Genomic DNA, 17,177 nt, shown 5'->3' on the forward strand with positions numbered 1-17,177 from the left:
GGAGATATTGAATCATTGAGTGGTCCAATATTATACTTAATCTATTATAAATAATATGAATTTGCCGTTAACGGGTAGAATAGCTAAAGATGCGTGTTCCGTACCTAAAGCAAACGCTCCATTTCTTCTCAACAAATGCAAGGAGCCTATGAACCGAGAAGCGAAGTGGCGCGGGTTAACCTAACTTCTTTAAAGCGATAAAGCAATTCATAAACTTTCTGCCCACAAGAAAAGCTTCCGCTAAACCACGAATGTATCTTCAGCGAAAAGGTGTCGATCGGAAGTTTTTTATACCTAATTTAGTATATTAATAATTTAAGGTATATTGTATTATTTTTATGAAAGCGGTTATAACCAAACTATAGGAGAGGTTGATGGATATGAAACGTTCGAGGAAGCTTCTATTGGTGAGTCCCTTATTGCTGGCTCTTGCGGCAGGTTGTTCAAACGGGGGGAGCAATTCGTCGGCGCCGAATAACGCAAATGACAATAAACCTAAAACGCCAGTCACGTTAAAAGTACTTTTTACGAACCCCGGGATGACAGAGGATATCTTTCAGCAGCTGATCGCTGAGCCTGTGAAGAAGCAGTATCCGCATATCTCTTTTGAACTGGTTCCTTTTCAAACCAACTTTGGATTGAATGAATTGGTAAGCGCTGGGGAAATTCCGGACATCATTTATGCAACGCCATACATTCAAGATATGCTCGATAAGGATATCCCGCTTGACTTGACCGAGCAGTTGAAGAAACATCAAATCGATACGGCCCGGTTTAATCCGACCATTATGAATGCGATCAAAAGCTTCGGCACGAAAGGTGAAATTTATTCCCTGCCGTATATGAGCCAATCGTTCGCATTATGGTACAACAAAGGTATTTTTGATCGATTTGGCGTTGCATATCCGAAGGACGGCATGAACTGGGATGAGGCGATTGAGCTCAGCAAAAAGGTAGCCCGGATGGAAAACGGCGTGCAGTATCGAGGAATGGTCGCTACTCATGGCGGGATTTCGACCTTTGCATCTTCGCTGTCCATCGAATTGGTCGATCCGAAAACGTCGAACGCCATCGTTTCAGATCGCTGGGGAGCCGTTTTTGCCAAAGGGAAAGCGCTTTATGATATCGCCGAAAATCGGCCGCTCAAGTTGAATGCAAGCAATATTCAACTGTTCGTAAAGGATAAGACACTCGCCATGGCGCCATACTGGACAGGTGGCATGATCGGAAATTTAGCCCAGGCGACGAAGGATCTTGACTGGGATGTTGTGCAAGTACCGTCCTTTGCCGAAGCGCCTAATAAATACTATCAGGTCGATTACCATCAATTTGTCGTCAGCAAAACAACCAAGCATATCGATGACGTCATGGATGTTTTGAAAGTGACCGTATCGGATGAAGTTCAGGCGAAGGCTGCCAGAATGGGTAAAGAAACTGTACTTACGAATCAAAGCATTATCGATCAGTTCGCGCAAGATCTTGATTTTGTTAAAGGCAAAAACCTGAAAAGCATCTTTAAAAGCCAACCGTCCAATATGATTTACCAATCCAAATATAACGGTGCGGTATCGGGCGCGATTAACGCAGCGTTTAATGAAGTATTCGAAGGTAAAACAGATATCAATTCGGCCTTGAAAAAAGCCAAAGAGGAAGCAGACAAAAAAATTGCTGAGTTGAAGTTACAGTAACCTTACGAGCATCTCTCCACCCAAGGCAAGTTGATTTTGTAAGGAGAAATTCGAGTGAATAAAAAACGTCTTAAACTGCTTGGTTTGTTGATTCCTATTCTGGCTATTGTTGTTTTTGCTGCGTTTTTCCGAGAGCCGAATGATGTGGGGGGCATAAGCATGGAGGGAACCGGTATGGTTGAGAAACTGAAGGATTCGGATACTTATAAAAATTGGATGAGCTTGACCGTAGAGAAGAAAGAAGGATATGAAAACGATCCTCTCAACGGAAAGAATTATCCTGCCGGCGATCCTTTTGTGATGAAACATAACGGTATGTACTATTTATACCCAAGTACGCATTTTGGTTTATCCGACATTCGGGCATGGAGCTCGGAGGACTTAATCCATTGGAAATACGAAGGGGTCGTAGCGAAGGATGAGCGCTTGAAGATGGCCTATGCTCCAGAAGTTATTTACTGGAACGGTTATTTTTATATGGCTACCTCACCGGGAGGAAAGGGACATTATGTCTTAAAAAGCGATAGTCCCACAGGTCCCTTCACATTGGAGACCGATAATGTTGGCATGAGTATCGACGGCACCATATTTATCGACGATGACGGCAAGTGGTACTTTTATAATGCCGGTTCGAAGGGCATTCGCGGGCGGGAGATGCCTACACCGCTAACGTTCGGGAAGGAACACATTTTGCAGGGCACAAGCATGAACCACTGGACGGAAGGGCCTTTCCTGCTCAAACGAAACGGTACTTATTTTATGACGCAAACGGGCAATCATCTTATGAGTAAAGGGTACCGGATCAACTATTCCATCTCAAAGGATGGCCCGCTTGGCAATTTCATCACGCCTTATAACAATCCGATTATCATCAACACAGATGACGGTTTTCACGGCTTGGGGCACAGCTCCACCGTGATGGGGCCCGATCTCGATTCGTATTACATGGTGTATCACAATAACAAAAATCCCGTAGCGCCGGGAATCGGTCATGACAGATATTTAAATATGGACAAATTGGTTTTCAACGGAGACAAGATGGATGTTCTCGGGCCGACGAACTTCCCGCAAAAAGTGCCGAAGCGGGCACCTTTCTATACATGGATTCAGCGGGAAGGGGCGGAACGAAACTTTGATAAGCAGACGAGCGGAAAAACCACTACCCTCGTTAGCAAATCGAAAACGAAGGAAAGCTATACAGCGGAGTTCAACTTTAAGGCGGCTTTGGAATCCAAGCAAGATGAGAGCAAGAAGCCTCAAGCCGGCGTTATATTTTCCTACGAGAATGAATCCCATTTTGGCATGGTCTCCGTGCGTATGCCTGAAAAGAAGCTTGAGCTTGTAGGCGTACAGAATAAAGAACGTCGCTCCATTGCCACTGCATCTTTGCCTGAAGATCTGGATCTGACCAAACTTCATACGATTCGGATTGAAAAGGATCGGCAGCAAGTAAAGGTTTATTTTGACGGGATGCAGAAATTGGATGCAGAAATGAAAGACTTAACGGCGGGCAGTATCGGTTATGTGTATGAAGATTTCGATTTATTGCCGGATTATACCGCATTCAGTCATGAGGTGAACGGCACTAGCGATTTCGAAGCCTATAAGCCTGTTCCGGGCAGCATCGAGGCCGTGCATTATTTGAAAGGCAAAGAGCGAGGCTACCATACGAAACAAAAACCGGAAATGCCAAATCCTTTCCGTCCAGAGGATGATATTGCGATCGATAAAACGGATGGCAATACGTACCTAGTCAATCTGAATCATAAAGGGGATTGGCTCCAGTACAGCATCAACGTTAAGGAAGACGCGACCTACGGGATCGATGTTAGAGTAAGGGGTCAGAAGGAAGCCGCAGAACTGGAAGTTTATGTCGACGACCAATGGATAAGCAATATGGTCGTGCCTCCAGCGGATGACGATCAAAAGAGCGGCTGGGTGAAGATGAAAGGAATCGGTAATCTTCCTCTTCGCGCCGATTTGCACACGTTGAAGCTTAAAGTAAAAAGAGGCGAAATCCATCTGCTGGACTTTGATGTTTACAAAGTGAACCTGGAAAAACTGGACCGGACGATCGATCTGACCAAGGGTGGCGATATGGCCGGCGGTTTATACAGCGATTGGACCTATATTGGCAAGTGGTCCGTCTCGAATCAAGGTTTAACTTCCGCCCCCGGCGTGAGCAGTATGGCATTTACGGGAAATACAAGCTGGAGCGATTATACGGTCGAAGCGGATCTGACATTACCCAAAACCTCCTTGCAGGATGATGCCGGTATTCTAATCCGCGCTTCCAATGAATCGACACATAAAGATCAGGTACCGGACGCCTTAATGGGATACTATATCTCTTTTTCGCCGAGCAGAGTCGCTCTGAAGAAATTAAATTATGACGCTGTTGTGGTTGAGAAAGCAGACCTTAGCCTTCAAAAGGACAAAAAGTACCATATTAAGATTCAAGCGGAAGGAAGCACGATTCGGGTTTATCTGGACAACAGCCCGAAACCTATCCTTCAATATACGGACAGCAATGCGTTTACGACCGGTAAAGTCGGCGTCAGATCATCGGCTAATGCCGTTGTGTTTTTCGAGAGGCTGAGCATTAAAGGCGGAGCCAATTAACGGATCAAAGATTTATATATAACATAACGCTAGGCGTGGGAGAAACGATATGACAACCAAGAAATATGTGAAAAATTACCCGAGACCTCAGTTCGTGAGAGATCAATGGGTCGATCTGAACGGCGAGTGGCGCTTCGGCTTCGACGATGCAGGCGCAGGTGAAGCCGCGGGGTGGCCGCGGGACTTCGGCGGCGACCGCAGCATTATCGTCCCTTTCACTTACGAGACGAAGGCGAGCGGCATCGGCGAAGAAGCCCATCATCCGTTCGTTTGGTACAACAGACAGCTTGATATTCCTGCGGAAGCACGCGGCAAGCGGATTCTCCTGCATTTTCAAGCGGTAGACTATATCGCGAAAGTATGGGTGAACGGGGAATACGTCGGAAGACATCAGGGCGGTTATTCGGCATTTACATTCGACATTTCGCCGTATGTCACGTTCGGGGCCTCAAACGAGCTTACCGTTAAGGTGGAGGACAGCAAGGACGCTACGCAGCCGCGCGGCAAGCAGCGCTGGGTGGACGACAACTTCGAATGCTTCTATGTGCAGACGACAGGCATTTGGCAGTCCGTTTGGCTGGAATACGTCGAGCGGGACTACGTCGATGCGGTGAAAATCACGCCAGATCTCGATGCTTCGTCCGTTCGCTTCGACTATCAGGTCAAAGGCGACGTGCAAGCCGGGAGCAAGCTTCGGCTGGAAACGGTCATCAGCATGAAGGGCCGCCAAGTTAAGCAGGTGAGCCTGACGATCGACCGCCCTTGGCTTACGCTGGAGGTCGATCTCGTTCACGAAATGAACGGCCCGTGGAAGCGGTGCTACTGGGCTCCGGGTCATCCGAATCTGTACGATGTGGAGTTTATTTTGTACCGCGATGACGTCGTGATCGACCACGTCTACTCCTATTTCGGCATGAGGAAGATATCCATCGAGAAGGGCAAAGTGCTGCTGAACAATGTGCCGATCTATCAGCGGCAGATGCTGGATCAAGGCTATTGGACGGACAGCCATCTGACGCCTCCTTCCGAGGAAGCGTTGATCGAAGATATTGACCTCCTGCTGCAAATGGGATATAACGGTGTCCGCAAGCACATGAAGGTGGAAGACGCCCGATACCTGTATTGGTGCGATGTCAAAGGCGTGCTGGTATGGTCCGAGATGGCCGCGACCTTCGAATTTAACGATCAAGCGGTGCAAAATTTCACGGAGGAATGGATGGAGATCGTTCGCCAGCAGTATAATCATCCTTCGATTATAACGTGGGTTCCGTTCAACGAATCATGGGGCATCATGAACATCTTTAAGGACCGCAACCAGCAGAAGTTCACCGAGGCGATCTATCATCTGACGAAGGCGTTCGATCCGAACCGCCCGGTTATTACGAACGACGGCTGGGAACATACGGTGTCCGATATATTGACGCTGCATGATTATGTGGAAACAAAGGCGCAATTCCTGAAGCGCTATGCGAACAAGGACGAAATCGTGAACAACGAGAAAACGTTCAACCAATGGAAATACGCCTTCGCCGACGGCTACAGCTACAAAGGACAGCCGATTATGGTAAGTGAATTCGGCGGTATCGCCTTCAAGTCCGACAAAGGCTGGGGCTACGGCGGACAGGTCGTTTCGGAAGAAGCGTTCCTCGAGCGCTTCCGCGGCATTCACGAAGCAATTAAAGCGACGGATTACATCGTCGGTTACTGCTACACACAAATTACCGATGTCCAGCAAGAGGTGAACGGCCTCTTGACCGAGGATCGCAAGCCGAAGATTCCGATTGAGAAGATTCGGGAGATTAATCTTTCCTAACATTATGAGTTTAAAAAGCGTCGGAGTCGATTTTTTATCGGCTGCCGGCGCTTTTTTATTTGCCCAAAATCGTAACAGATTCGGGTATGCTGCTTCATCGTTGCTCAGACGAAATGCATATTTTTATTACAATAGGGTGTTGTCTCATTCATTTTCCATCATTTAACATACGTTAATTTGAAATACGATGGAGGTGGATTCATATGGCAGGAAAGGTGAAGGTAAGTCCACAATTTAAAAGGCTTTGTATGCAATTCGGAAAAATCTTAGGAGGCGAATCGGAAGTTGATCAAGGTCCGGTTTGTTTTGTCACGCGAATGACGAACTTAAGGGAAACAATCTTAGGAAGGAGAACGCGCTCCCCTTTGGTTCAAATGCAAATGTTCTCCTTTGAATCGCTTGATAAGTCGGGGCGCGCACTGTGCTTGGGCGAGACGGCCGTGCATCAAAATCAGGTGAATCGCTTGATGTCGAATCTCCGTAAACGCGGAATCAAAGTGACGGCGCTTCATAATCACTGGCTAAAAGAAAACCCTCGCTTAATGTACATGCACTGGGAAGCCATCATGAATCCGGTTGTATTTGCAAAGAGAACCAAAGAATCGATTGCATTCTTGGGTTAATTTGTTGTTGAGTTTGAAGCTGTAATTTCACTTGTTTGCTGTTATTTCACTTGTCTAATGAAAGGATGAAATCTTATGGCGGAAAAAGTGGCAGTAAGTCCCCGCTTCAAAAAATTATGTGATCAATTTTCAACCCTATTGGGTGGAACAGAGCATGAGATTACGAAGGGACCGGTTTGCTTCGTCAGCAGAAATAGAAGAATTAACGCCTCTATTTTGGGAAGACGTACGACATCTCCATTGGTCCGCTACCAATTGTTTTCGTTTGAATCGCTCGACAAATCAGGTCGCGCGCTTTGTTTAGGGGAAACGGCGCTTTTCCAAAACCAAGTCAATCGTTTGCTGTCAAACCTTCGCAGAAACGGGATTAAAGTTACGGCAGTCCACAATCACTGGCTTAATGAGAATCCGCGTCTTATGTATGTTCACTGGGAGTCCATCGACAATCCCATCGCATTTGCAACGAAAGTAAAACGTTCTATTGCTTTCTTAGGTTAATCAAGACGCTTTGTCACTACGAGGAGCTGCAGTTCATTGCTGCAGCTCTTTATTTTTTCTAAAACCTTGAACCGTCCAAACACATGTGACCGGTAAGTGCAATATTGTATATCAGCCCATATGTAAGGAGATCACCAATGGATAAGCGTCAACAAACCTATGATTACATTGTCGTCGGAACGGGTCCGGCAGGAGCGGTAATCGCAAAAACCCTTACGGACGATAAAAAAACGTCGGTTCTGATCTTGGAATCCGGCGATAATAACGATAAAGACCGCCCGATTAGGGATTCCGCATTCGCCCCGGAGCTGGAAGAGCAGTTTTTCCCGCAGTACTTTTGGCAAGGGGAAGGAATCCCGCAAGAAGGACTGGATGAACGTATGTTTGAATGGACTACCGGACGTCTTTCGGGCGGCGGGTCGTCGATCAATGGGGAGCAATATGTCAGGCCGACGTCAGCGGTTATGAGGGAATGGCAACAACTATTGGGGCCGATTTGGTCGCCTGGAAGAGCGATTCTCCGGTTCAAGAAACTGGAACGATACAACGGCAAGACGAATAATGCGCAGGCACGCGGATACAGCGGACCCATTGACATTAGGCAGGCCCCGGTTCATCCGACGGCGATGGCGCTAAAGCTCACGGAGGCTATTGAGAAGGCGACGGGATATGCGAAAATTGTCGATTATAACGATCCCCGAACCCCCATAGGACCTTTTACCCGTTGGCAATTATATCAGAACCCAAACGGCACGAGAGAAAGTTCTTCAACAGCATTTCTCTCAACGAAAGTGTTAAACTCCGCCGGCCGCGGTGTACAAGGTCGAAAATTAAAAGTTCTCTATAAATCAACCGTCTTACGCGTACTCTTTTCCGAAAAACGCGCCAAAGGAATCGAATTTCTTCTTGAAGGAAAGCTGCACCGAGCGTATGCACGAAAAAAAGTCATTATTTCAGCGGGCATCAATAGCGCACAGTTATTAATGCTCTCCGGTATCGGACCGGCCAAATTACTTAGGGATGCAGGTATCACTGTAAAGTTCAATAATCCCAACGTAGGCAAGAGGTTAAGGAACCACACGCTTAACTCCGCTGTTTTTACCGCAAATCCCGACGATCGAGCTCTACCCTCCGATGATCTCAATGCGCTTTATGCGGGCGGGGCTTTTTTGCCGGATCCAACCATGAACAATCCTTCGCGACGGGCGGTCCAACTGATCGGCATCGGTTCCGATCATACCTTAACCCTAGCGATCATTTACTTACGCCCGGCCAGCAGGGGATTCATCAAGATACAAAACAACGATCCTCTAAAAATTGTGCTGGCTGATGAAGCGTTTCTTAAAAATCCGGAAGACATGTCTCAAATCAAACATATTTTCAGAACATACGTTAAAAATATCGCCGTTGAATTGGCTTTGATTGACCCATCCTATCGGCTTATTTCGCCGGCACCCGAAGTCATGGATGACGACGCAAAATTGGAACAGTACATCAAACAAAATTTTGAGCATAACCATCATCAACAGGGCTCATTACGTATGGGGCCTTTGAATAAGGGAGGGGTTGTCGATCGCCGTGGAAACGTGCATGGGGTAAAGAACCTTATCGTTGCGGATGCTTCGATCATCCCTTTTACGGTAGACGGGAATACATCTGCGGCGGCATACTTAATCGGCTATACGATTGCCCGGCAATTGCAGTTGAAGGGGAGTAAGCTGCAGAGGCGCAGGGTGAGCAGGAGGTTATACGAATCCGAAGTAGAATAGCCGCTTAAACCGCGGCTTCAGAAATTAGGGGACACGCAGCTTGCCCGGCGGGATGGTAGTTCAATGTCCGTTATTTACAAATTAATGGCTTCTTCTCACATCCTCAAGCCAATAGGGTCGTGGTAACATAGCCTTATGAGAGTATGCGGTTAAACAACCGAATGCGGCAAGACTCAAATTTAAGGAGGCGTTGCATATGAACCAATCGAATCGATCCGGTGCACAGCCGAACGTTATTGTCATCTTGGCCGACGACATGGGATTTTCCGATATCGGCTGCTACGGCGGCTTTGTTGATACGCCTAATCTTGACAGACTCGCGGAGGGCGGCGTCCGCTTGACCGAATTTTACAATACGGCGCGCTGTTCTCCGTCCAGAGCGTCGCTGCTGACCGGGCTTCATCCGCACCAAGCGGGGATGGCACATCTTCAAGGCCGGTACGGTCCTTATACGAAGCAGTTGACGGAGCGAAGCGTTACGATTGCCGAGGTGCTTAAGAGCAGCGGCTACGGCACATACATGTGCGGCAAATGGCATGCCGGTGTGGTGCCCCCGCATGAACGCGGCTTCGAGCAAGCGTATGTTTACCCCGGCGGCGATTATTTCAAGAAGGAAGGCATCAAGCTGAACGGCGAGGAGCTGCCGGAGGAAGCGATCGGCGACGATTATTACTCCACCGACCATATGACGGCAAACGCAGTCAGTCTGCTTGAGCGCCACGTCGAGCAAACGCCGGACAAGCCGTTCTTTCTGTATATGACCTACACGGCGCCGCATTTTCCGCTTCATGCCAAAGAATCCGACACCGCCAAGTACAAAGGCCGTTTCGACCGCGGCTGGGACGCGATGCGTCAGGAGAAATACGAGCGGATGAAGGAGATGGGGCTTATCGATCCGTCGTGGGAGCTGTCGCCGAAGGAAACGTCGGCCGCCGGATCCTGGGACGATGAGGCGCATCAAGAATGGCGGCTGCGGGCGATGGAAGTATATGCTGCCATGATCGACTGCATGGATCAAAATATCGGCAAGCTTCTGCAATCGCTGGAAGCAAACGGCAAGTTGGATAATACGCTCATATTGTTCCTGTCGGATAACGGAGGCAACGGGGAGTTCCCGGTAATTCGCAACCTAGAAGCTGTTCCGGGAACACCCGGCTTCACCGTGCAGGATGGCCATTACGGTTACGGCTGGGCGAATTTGTCCAATACGCCGTATCGCATGTATAAGCATTACATTCACGAAGGCGGCATCGCCTCGCCGTTCATCGCGCATTGGCCGGCCCGCTTGAAGGACAAAGGCTCGATCAAGAAAACGCCCGTCCAGCTTCCCGATATGATGGCGACAATCGTCGATGCAGCCGGAGCGGCATACCCGGAAACGTATAACGGCAACAGCATTATGCCGATGGAAGGAACGAGCATGCTGCCGATTTTCGAGAACCAGTTGTTTGAGAAGGAATACTTGTTCTGGGAGCATGAGGGCAACTGCGGAGTAAGACAAGGGAAATGGAAGCTCGTCAAGTTCCATGGCGAGCCGTGGGAGCTGTACGACAAGGAGAAGGACGGAACGGAGCTTCATAACATCGCTGCGCAGCATTCCGACATTGTCGACCGGCTGAACGATCAGTATGTAAAGTGGTGTAAGCGGACAAACGTGCTGCCGCACGAGGAGTACGAGCAGTATGTGAAGGGGAAGAAGGGCAAAGGCCAGGTTGTCGATCTGGAAATTGTCAAACGCGCTTTCGCATAGGACCGGCAATTCGGGTCCGATGGACGAATCGTCCACCCTCGAACAACAGGAAATTTCTTCGAAAAAAACGGCTTGACTTTCAGAAAACAAACGGTTATTGTAAGCATGTAATCGCCCTGAAAGCGGTTACTATCGATTTTTTATATGAATACGAATGTGACGGTTGGAGTCCTTGAGAAAACCCGAACAATTGGATTCACTCGCTTGCGAGCGTTTCTTATTGTTGGGGTTTTTATGTTGTTGACCGGGCTCATCCGACGAGGTGGAGGTGACGTACGCGGCTAAGGGCCAAGCAGCATCGAGATCGAGTATGGGATCAAGATGGAAAGGTTTGCATAACAAAGGAGGAATGTAATATGAATCAAGTTCAAGCGTTGCGCCTTATGAAAAGGCAATTGAGATTACTTACAACGGTTGTTCTGTCCGTACTTCTTTGGGGAATGTCTATTTTTCCCGCATTTGCGGCAACGCCTCAGCAAACGAAAACCACTTCAGCGACACTCGCATACAATCTGTTGGGACTTACTCACGTCGGAGGCGTTAATCAATTTCACATCGGTACAACGTATATTTATATAACGCAGAAGTCTTCAGGAACAACGCATCTTTCAAGATTACTCATTAATGGAAACAACGCAACCTACGTGGATGAAATGACCATCACGAATGCAGGTCATGGCGAAACCTTGGATATGTATAATTACAATGGCATCGATTATCTTTATATCGGTTCCAAAGCGAATACTTCGACGGACTATCGCTGGTCGCTCCAGATTGCAAGAGTTCAATATACGCCCGGCGCGACATATGATTATACCGATCTGCACCGGTTCACCTATATGAATTACGCCAATCAGAACGGCACCTCATTAGGTTCGCCCTACCGTGTGGCTGCCGGCGGCAACAGCAGCTATACGCTTTTCCGTATACAAACGGAAGAAGGGCCGATCACTTGGTCTATTTACGACACGGTTAAATTGAACCAGCTTCTTGACAACAATGAGCAGGTCGCAATGAACAGTACAGAGGCTAAAGCCGCATGGATTAAGGGCTTCACGCAGTCGGGCAGCAATATCGTAAGACCGAATGATTCGTTCCAAGGCGTTGATATGATCGGCCAGTCGGCAATATATACATCAGGCGGCGTGGAAGGCGATACGCCGTCGATCGCTTATATGACCAACACAGGAGTCTACAAAACGCTTGTGAAAATTTCAAATGTAGGCACCCACGAAATCGAAGGAATGGCGACAAGAGACAATAACGTTTATTTTAATATCATTGCAGATCCAAGCAATAAGCAAACTTCTCAGAAAATTTATTACGTTCCCGAGAGCATATTTCAATAACCGCAAATCGGATCAGCCTCCTGAGTACATTTTCAACACATCGTCTTTTGACGGTGTGTTTTTTTTTCGCTAAGATGATAACCATGAAACCCTGCTATACGCGCAACGGATGATGCAAAGAAGACATTACGGCGCGGATCGTGTTTAGCGGCGGGTCTGGGAATGGAGACAGGACGATGCGCATCGCACGCAAGCTGCTGTTTAGCAGTAAAATGAAGATTTCCTTCGTGACTTTGAACTTGCTTTGCATACTGGTGACAGGCGTGTTCTCATATTATATCGCGGCGAACATCATACAGAACAACGCACTGAAGCTGACGGAAAATTCCGTGTCCAAGTCGGCCAAGGTGCTGGACGAGAAGCTGAACAAGCTGACGATCATTATGATGACATTTATGATTTCACAGCAATTCCACAACCTGCTCAAAGATATTGCGGCGCAGGATAAAAGCCGGTATTTCAATCATATGAGCTATATGGATACCTTATATTCCCAAGCGAGGGTAATCGAACCGCTGATCGATTCGATATTAATCGCCTCGCCCATCGGGGAGTTTCACCCGTTGGTTTTGAAGCGTGCCCAAGACGCTCCTTTCTACCAAAGTGATATGTATGCGCGCATCCAGAGGGAAAAGCATGCCATCTGGGTAGAGGGGCACTCCGATCCTTTTTTTGAGAGCAAAAACCGGGTGTTGTCGCTCGTGTTTCCCGTCCAAGGGGACCCCGTGGTCGATCCGACGGTTAGCAATGTGTACATGGTCGTCAACATCCGGGAAGACGGATTAAAGCGAATTATCGAGAACGAAGCCGATAATGGACAAGCCTATTTGGTAGTAGACCGAAGTGGAGACTCGGTGCTTGACCGAAGCGGGAGCATCGGCGAGCAAGTGGTGAGTGAAAGCTTCGCCGGACAAGGGGCGGCAACCGAGGTGCGGAATGAAGAATACGTGTATCGTCATAAGACGTACCTGGTCAATATTTCTCCGCTGCATATTCATCCCTCCTGGTTTGTAGCCAGCGTCCAGTCTAAGGATCACGTGTTGGAAGATCTGGTGTTTCTGCAATGGATGGTTGTCATTTTCGCGGTAAGCTGCTTTCTGCTCACATGGCTGTTGTCCAATACGCTGGCTCGATATTTGCTGCATCCGCTCCGCAAGCTGCAGGCCGTTATGAAACAGGTCGCGCATAACGACTTCACGGCGCGTTATGCCAGCCGCAATCGGGACGAGTTCGCCCAGGTCGGGATGTCGCTGAATTATATGCTGGAGGAAATCGTTATGCTGATAAGTGAAGTGAAGCAGGCGGAAAGCAGCAAACGAGCGGCGGAAATCAAATCTTTATCCGCACAGATGGACCCGCATTTTCTGTACAATACGTTAAACACGATCTACTGGAAGCTTCAGGTCGGCGAAGTCGCCAGTTCCCAAAATATGATTATGTCTTTGTCGCGCATGTTCCAGCTGGGACTGAACAAGGGGAATGAAATGACGACGCTCGAGAAAGAAATCGAGCATGTCAAGCAGTATTTGGATCTGCAGTCGTATTGCTACGAAAATTTGTTTGACTACGAGATTCAATTCGATGAGCAGTGGCTTTCCTGCCGTGTACCCCGATTGATATTGCAGCCGCTGGTCGAGAATAGCATCCTGCATGGCTTTGCCGATTGGGAGAGCGGCGGGAAAATCGTCATCCACGCTGCCGCGGAAGGGACGGATCTTGTCATCACGGTATCGGATAACGGCTGCGGCATGGAAGCAGGTGACCGGCAGCTTGAAGCGCCGGGGGACGGCGCCAAATCCGGCTATGCGCTGCATAATATAGCGAGCCGGCTCCAGCTGATTTACGGGGACGCGTCGGAGGTTCGCGTGGACAGCGAAGTCAATAAAGGTACCCGGATTGAACTGAGGCTGCCGATCGAGGAGAGGAACGCGCAATGATGGACAAACCTGTAACGTTATTCGTCATCGACGATATCAAGAGCGTGGTGGACGGTGTCGCGAGCATTGAATGGGAGGCACATGGAATCCAGCTGGCCGGAACGGCGACCAACGGGAAAGACGGGCTCGAGCAGGTCGGCGAATGTCGTCCGGATGTCATTCTGACCGATATTCGCATGCCGAAGATGGACGGGCTGGAGATGGTGCGTCGAATTCTCGGGCTGGATTATCCTTGCAAAATTTTACTGATGACGGGATTCGCCGAGTTTGAGTACGGGAAGCAGGCGGTGCAGTTGGGGGCGTTTGACTTTATTACGAAGCCGTTCTCCGAAGAGGAGATCATTCGCGCTGTATGCAAGGCAGCCGAGCAAGTCAAGACGGAGCGGCAGCAGAAAAGCCGCGTCATCGAGATGGAGCACCGGCTGCGGGAAAGCATGCCGGCTCTGCGGCAGGAATACTTCATGATGCTGACCCGGCACCAAACGAGCGAAGCTGCTGCCCAGGCGCGCTGGGATTTCCTGCAAATCCCGCTCAATATTAGACAGTGCGCCATTTTACTGATGGAGATTGACCATTTTCAGGAGAAAAGCGCTGCGCACTCGCTTCATGAGCTTGAGCTGATCCGCTTTTCGCTGCAAAATATCGTGGAGGAGACGCTCGGCCTGTTCACCACGGGCATTGTCTTTCGCGAAGCGGAGAGCCGCTTTGCAGCGGTGATCAACAGCGCTTCAACAGCCGATTCGGTGAAGGTGGCCGAAGCTTGCTGCCGTCATATCGCCGCATATACCCGTTTTACCATTTCCATAGGGGTAGGGGATATAGCCGAAAGCATAGATGAACTGCCGCGTTCGTACAGGCAGGCGCAAACTGCGATCGCTCACCACCTTTATACGGAAGGCAATGCCGTTATGAGCTATCAGGATACGCTCAATCGAGAAGTGCCGCTGCAACTAGCCGGCGACTTGAAGGAGGAGCTGATGCTGGCGCTGCGCTCGGGGAACAGCTCCAAGGTTCAGCAGCTGCTGAGGTCGCTGGCCGAGCAGGTTGAACAGCTGACGCCAAGGCCCGATCCGGATTATTTGTTGAATTTATATGACGAGCTGGCCGCGATGGCCGTTCGAACGATGTACGAGAAGCTGTCTCCGGCAGAGTGCTCCGGTCTGGCGAACGAGTATAAGGAAGCGCGCGAAAAAAGCAAGCTGGCATTCGCCGAGCTGCAAGGTCATTTGGAGCGGCTGTTCACAGGCGGAGCTGCAATGATTCACGGCACTGCCATATCCGAAACGGCCAGCATGATCTACCGGTCGCTTGATTATATGAATGAACGTCTTCATGAAGAGGTGACTTTGGCCGATTGCGCCGCACAGGTTCATTTAAGCGTCAGCTATTACACGATTTTGTTCAAAAAGGTGACGGGGCAAACGTTCGTTCAATATTTGACGCAGGAGCGGATCAAGCGCGCCAAGGCGATGCTGATCGACGGGATGCCCGTGCAGGATGTTGCCGCTTCGGTCGGATACGAGGAGCGCAGGTATTTTAGCGATGTGTTCAAAAAAGTAACCGGTATGACCCCTACGGCTTTCCGGGCACAATATTTTGGAGAAGACGGGCCAGAGAAGCAATAAAATATCCTCCCTTATGAGTGGGTTTACCCCACTCCTTTTTTATGGGCTTAGGCTTATACTGAGGTCAGCAAGAATAACAACTATCGATAAAAAGGGGAAATGATCATGTGGAAGAAGATGACTGCAATGGTGACCGGCTTAGCTGTCGTCGCCAGTCTGTCGGCCTGCGGGGCGAACGGCGGAGCGGATAACGGCGCTTCAAATCCCAACCCGGCAGGGGGAAGCGGCTCGGGCAAAAAGATTACGTTGAATTATTGGACGGATGACCGCCACGACCAGCAGTACATTCAAACGCTTGTGGATCAGTTCAATCAAACGAACGGCGGCATCGAAGTGAAGCTGAACGTGCTTTCCGATAACTATAACCAGAGCATCGACATCGCCTTTGCGGGCAATCAAGCGCCGGACATTCTTCGCGTGAAGAGCGGCAACTTCCTGGACTTCCAGAAGAAAGGGTACCTGGCTCCGATCGGGGATTATTTGAACGCCGACAGCGCGATGAAGCAAAAGTTCGCCGGTACGCTGATTGAAGGCGCCAACCAGATTGACGGCAAAATCTATTCGCTGCCGAATACGGGGCAAACGCTTCGCTTGGTTTACAATAAGGATTTATTCGCCAAAGCGGGCATTCAGAATCCGCCGGCTACGCTGCAGGAAATGGTCGACGCGGCGAAGAAAATTACCGCGGCCGGCAAAGCGGAAGGCGCTTACGGCTTTGCGCTCAACTTCAAAAGTCCTCTCGGCGCCATGCAGCGCTCCGTTCGCGAGATTTTATCGTTAAGCGGTTATCAGGGGCTTGGGTTTGATATCAAAACCGGCAAGTTCGATTTCGGACCGACCAGCCAAGTGATCCAGGCCTTCAAGCAAATGTATGATGACAAAAGCATGCTTCCGGGTGTAGAGACACTCGATATCGACCCGCTTCGCGCACAGTTTGCGGCTGGTAAAATCGGCATGTACTTGTCGTTCGCTACCGAACCGGGCGTGTATAAGGATCAGTTCCCGACGAAGGTCAACTGGGCGGGGGCGCTGCCGCCGACGATCGACGGCAAAGTGAACGGCACCTCCGAGATCGTCTCGGCGGGTACATGGCTCGGCATCAGCAACAATTCGCAGAACAAGGACGCGGCTTGGAAGTTCCTGCAATTCATGTATGCTGACAACGTGCTGACGACCTATCATGAAAAAGGCTTCGGTATTGCCGTTGTGCCGAGCATTGCCGCAAAAGCGAAAAAACCGGACATGCCGGGAATGGACGGCTTCCTCGTGACGAAGTACGATTCGCTCTGGCCGGTTTCGCCGACCGTGACGCCGGAAGGCGCGAACTACGGGGATGCGTTCATGAAGTATATGATGACGGGCGGCGATTTGAGCAAGGTGGTGTCCGATCTGAATACCCGCTACAATGCGGCGCTGGATAAAGCGGTTCAGGCCGGGAGCGTCAAAGTGAAGCCGGATCCGAGCTTTGACCCGCTCAAGCTGCAAGGCAAGTAACGGACAGCT

At 49.4% G+C, this 17,177-nt stretch carries 11 protein-coding genes; all 11 read left to right on the forward strand.

Annotated features, from left to right (window positions below; genetic code table 11):
* Window positions 1-374 precede the first annotated feature (374 nt).
* The 11 genes from KXG62_RS05745 to KXG62_RS05795 all read left to right on the forward strand — a co-directional run bounded on the left by KXG62_RS05745 (window position 375) and on the right by KXG62_RS05795 (window position 17,168).
* The gene (locus tag KXG62_RS05745; protein WP_218090968.1) at window positions 375-1,688 is read left to right on the forward strand and encodes an ABC transporter substrate-binding protein; all 1,314 of its coding nucleotides are present in this window, start codon (window positions 375-377) and stop codon (window positions 1,686-1,688) included.
* A gap of 54 nt (window positions 1,689-1,742) precedes the next feature.
* On the forward strand, window positions 1,743-4,310 hold the full coding sequence (locus tag KXG62_RS05750) for a family 43 glycosylhydrolase (protein ID WP_218090969.1): 2,568 nt from the start codon (window positions 1,743-1,745) through the stop codon (window positions 4,308-4,310).
* A gap of 49 nt (window positions 4,311-4,359) precedes the next feature.
* Window positions 4,360-6,123, forward strand: a complete 1,764-nt coding sequence (locus KXG62_RS05755; protein ID WP_218090970.1) for a glycoside hydrolase family 2 protein — start codon at window positions 4,360-4,362, stop codon at window positions 6,121-6,123.
* 203 nt (window positions 6,124-6,326) lie between these two features.
* Entirely contained in the window at window positions 6,327-6,746 is a 420-nt protein-coding gene (locus KXG62_RS05760; RefSeq protein ID WP_218090971.1) for a DUF1259 domain-containing protein, read from the forward strand.
* Between the two features lie 75 nt (window positions 6,747-6,821).
* Window positions 6,822-7,244: a DUF1259 domain-containing protein gene (locus KXG62_RS05765; RefSeq protein ID WP_218090972.1), complete on the forward strand. Its 423-nt coding sequence runs from the start codon at window positions 6,822-6,824 to the stop codon at window positions 7,242-7,244.
* 137 nt (window positions 7,245-7,381) lie between these two features.
* Window positions 7,382-9,013 carry a GMC family oxidoreductase gene (locus KXG62_RS05770; RefSeq protein ID WP_218090973.1) on the forward strand — a complete coding sequence of 544 codons (1,632 nt, stop codon included), beginning with the start codon at window positions 7,382-7,384 and terminating at the stop codon, window positions 9,011-9,013.
* Window positions 9,014-9,209: 196 nt separating this feature from the next.
* Entirely contained in the window at window positions 9,210-10,763 is a 1,554-nt protein-coding gene (locus tag KXG62_RS05775) for an arylsulfatase (RefSeq protein WP_218090974.1), read from the forward strand.
* A gap of 356 nt (window positions 10,764-11,119) precedes the next feature.
* Complete coding sequence (locus tag KXG62_RS05780) at window positions 11,120-12,112, forward strand: phage baseplate protein (protein WP_218090975.1); 993 nt, start codon at window positions 11,120-11,122, stop codon at window positions 12,110-12,112.
* A 176-nt stretch (window positions 12,113-12,288) separates the two neighbouring features.
* Entirely contained in the window at window positions 12,289-14,049 is a 1,761-nt protein-coding gene (locus tag KXG62_RS05785) for a sensor histidine kinase (RefSeq protein WP_218090976.1), read from the forward strand.
* Window positions 14,046-15,674, forward strand: a complete 1,629-nt coding sequence (locus tag KXG62_RS05790; protein ID WP_218090977.1) for a response regulator transcription factor — start codon at window positions 14,046-14,048, stop codon at window positions 15,672-15,674. The genes KXG62_RS05785 and KXG62_RS05790 overlap by 4 nt, the downstream gene beginning before the upstream one ends.
* 105 nt (window positions 15,675-15,779) lie before the next feature.
* Window positions 15,780-17,168: an ABC transporter substrate-binding protein gene (locus KXG62_RS05795; RefSeq protein ID WP_218090978.1), complete on the forward strand. Its 1,389-nt coding sequence runs from the start codon at window positions 15,780-15,782 to the stop codon at window positions 17,166-17,168.
* The last annotated feature ends 9 nt before the right edge of the window (window positions 17,169-17,177 follow it).

This window comes from Paenibacillus solanacearum, from assembly GCF_910593845.1.
In the GTDB taxonomy this organism is placed as follows: Bacteria; Bacillota; Bacilli; order Paenibacillales; family NBRC-103111; genus Paenibacillus_G; species Paenibacillus_G solanacearum.

Bases quoted from the DNA above. Each gene is read 5' to 3' on its own strand.
- KXG62_RS05790 (WP_218090977.1), top strand. From the start codon at position 14,046: ATGATGGACAAACCTGTAACGTTATTCGTCATCGACGATATCAAGAGC.
- KXG62_RS05745 (WP_218090968.1), top strand. From the start codon at position 375: ATGGATATGAAACGTTCGAGGAAGCTTCTATTGGTGAGTCCCTTATTG.
- KXG62_RS05795 (WP_218090978.1), top strand. From the start codon at position 15,780: ATGTGGAAGAAGATGACTGCAATGGTGACCGGCTTAGCTGTCGTCGCC.
- KXG62_RS05765 (WP_218090972.1), top strand. From the start codon at position 6,822: ATGGCGGAAAAAGTGGCAGTAAGTCCCCGCTTCAAAAAATTATGTGAT.
- KXG62_RS05760 (WP_218090971.1), top strand. From the start codon at position 6,327: ATGGCAGGAAAGGTGAAGGTAAGTCCACAATTTAAAAGGCTTTGTATG.
- KXG62_RS05755 (WP_218090970.1), top strand. From the start codon at position 4,360: ATGACAACCAAGAAATATGTGAAAAATTACCCGAGACCTCAGTTCGTG.
- KXG62_RS05775 (WP_218090974.1), top strand. From the start codon at position 9,210: ATGAACCAATCGAATCGATCCGGTGCACAGCCGAACGTTATTGTCATC.
- KXG62_RS05785 (WP_218090976.1), top strand. From the start codon at position 12,289: ATGCGCATCGCACGCAAGCTGCTGTTTAGCAGTAAAATGAAGATTTCC.
- KXG62_RS05770 (WP_218090973.1), top strand. From the start codon at position 7,382: ATGGATAAGCGTCAACAAACCTATGATTACATTGTCGTCGGAACGGGT.
- KXG62_RS05780 (WP_218090975.1), top strand. From the start codon at position 11,120: ATGAATCAAGTTCAAGCGTTGCGCCTTATGAAAAGGCAATTGAGATTA.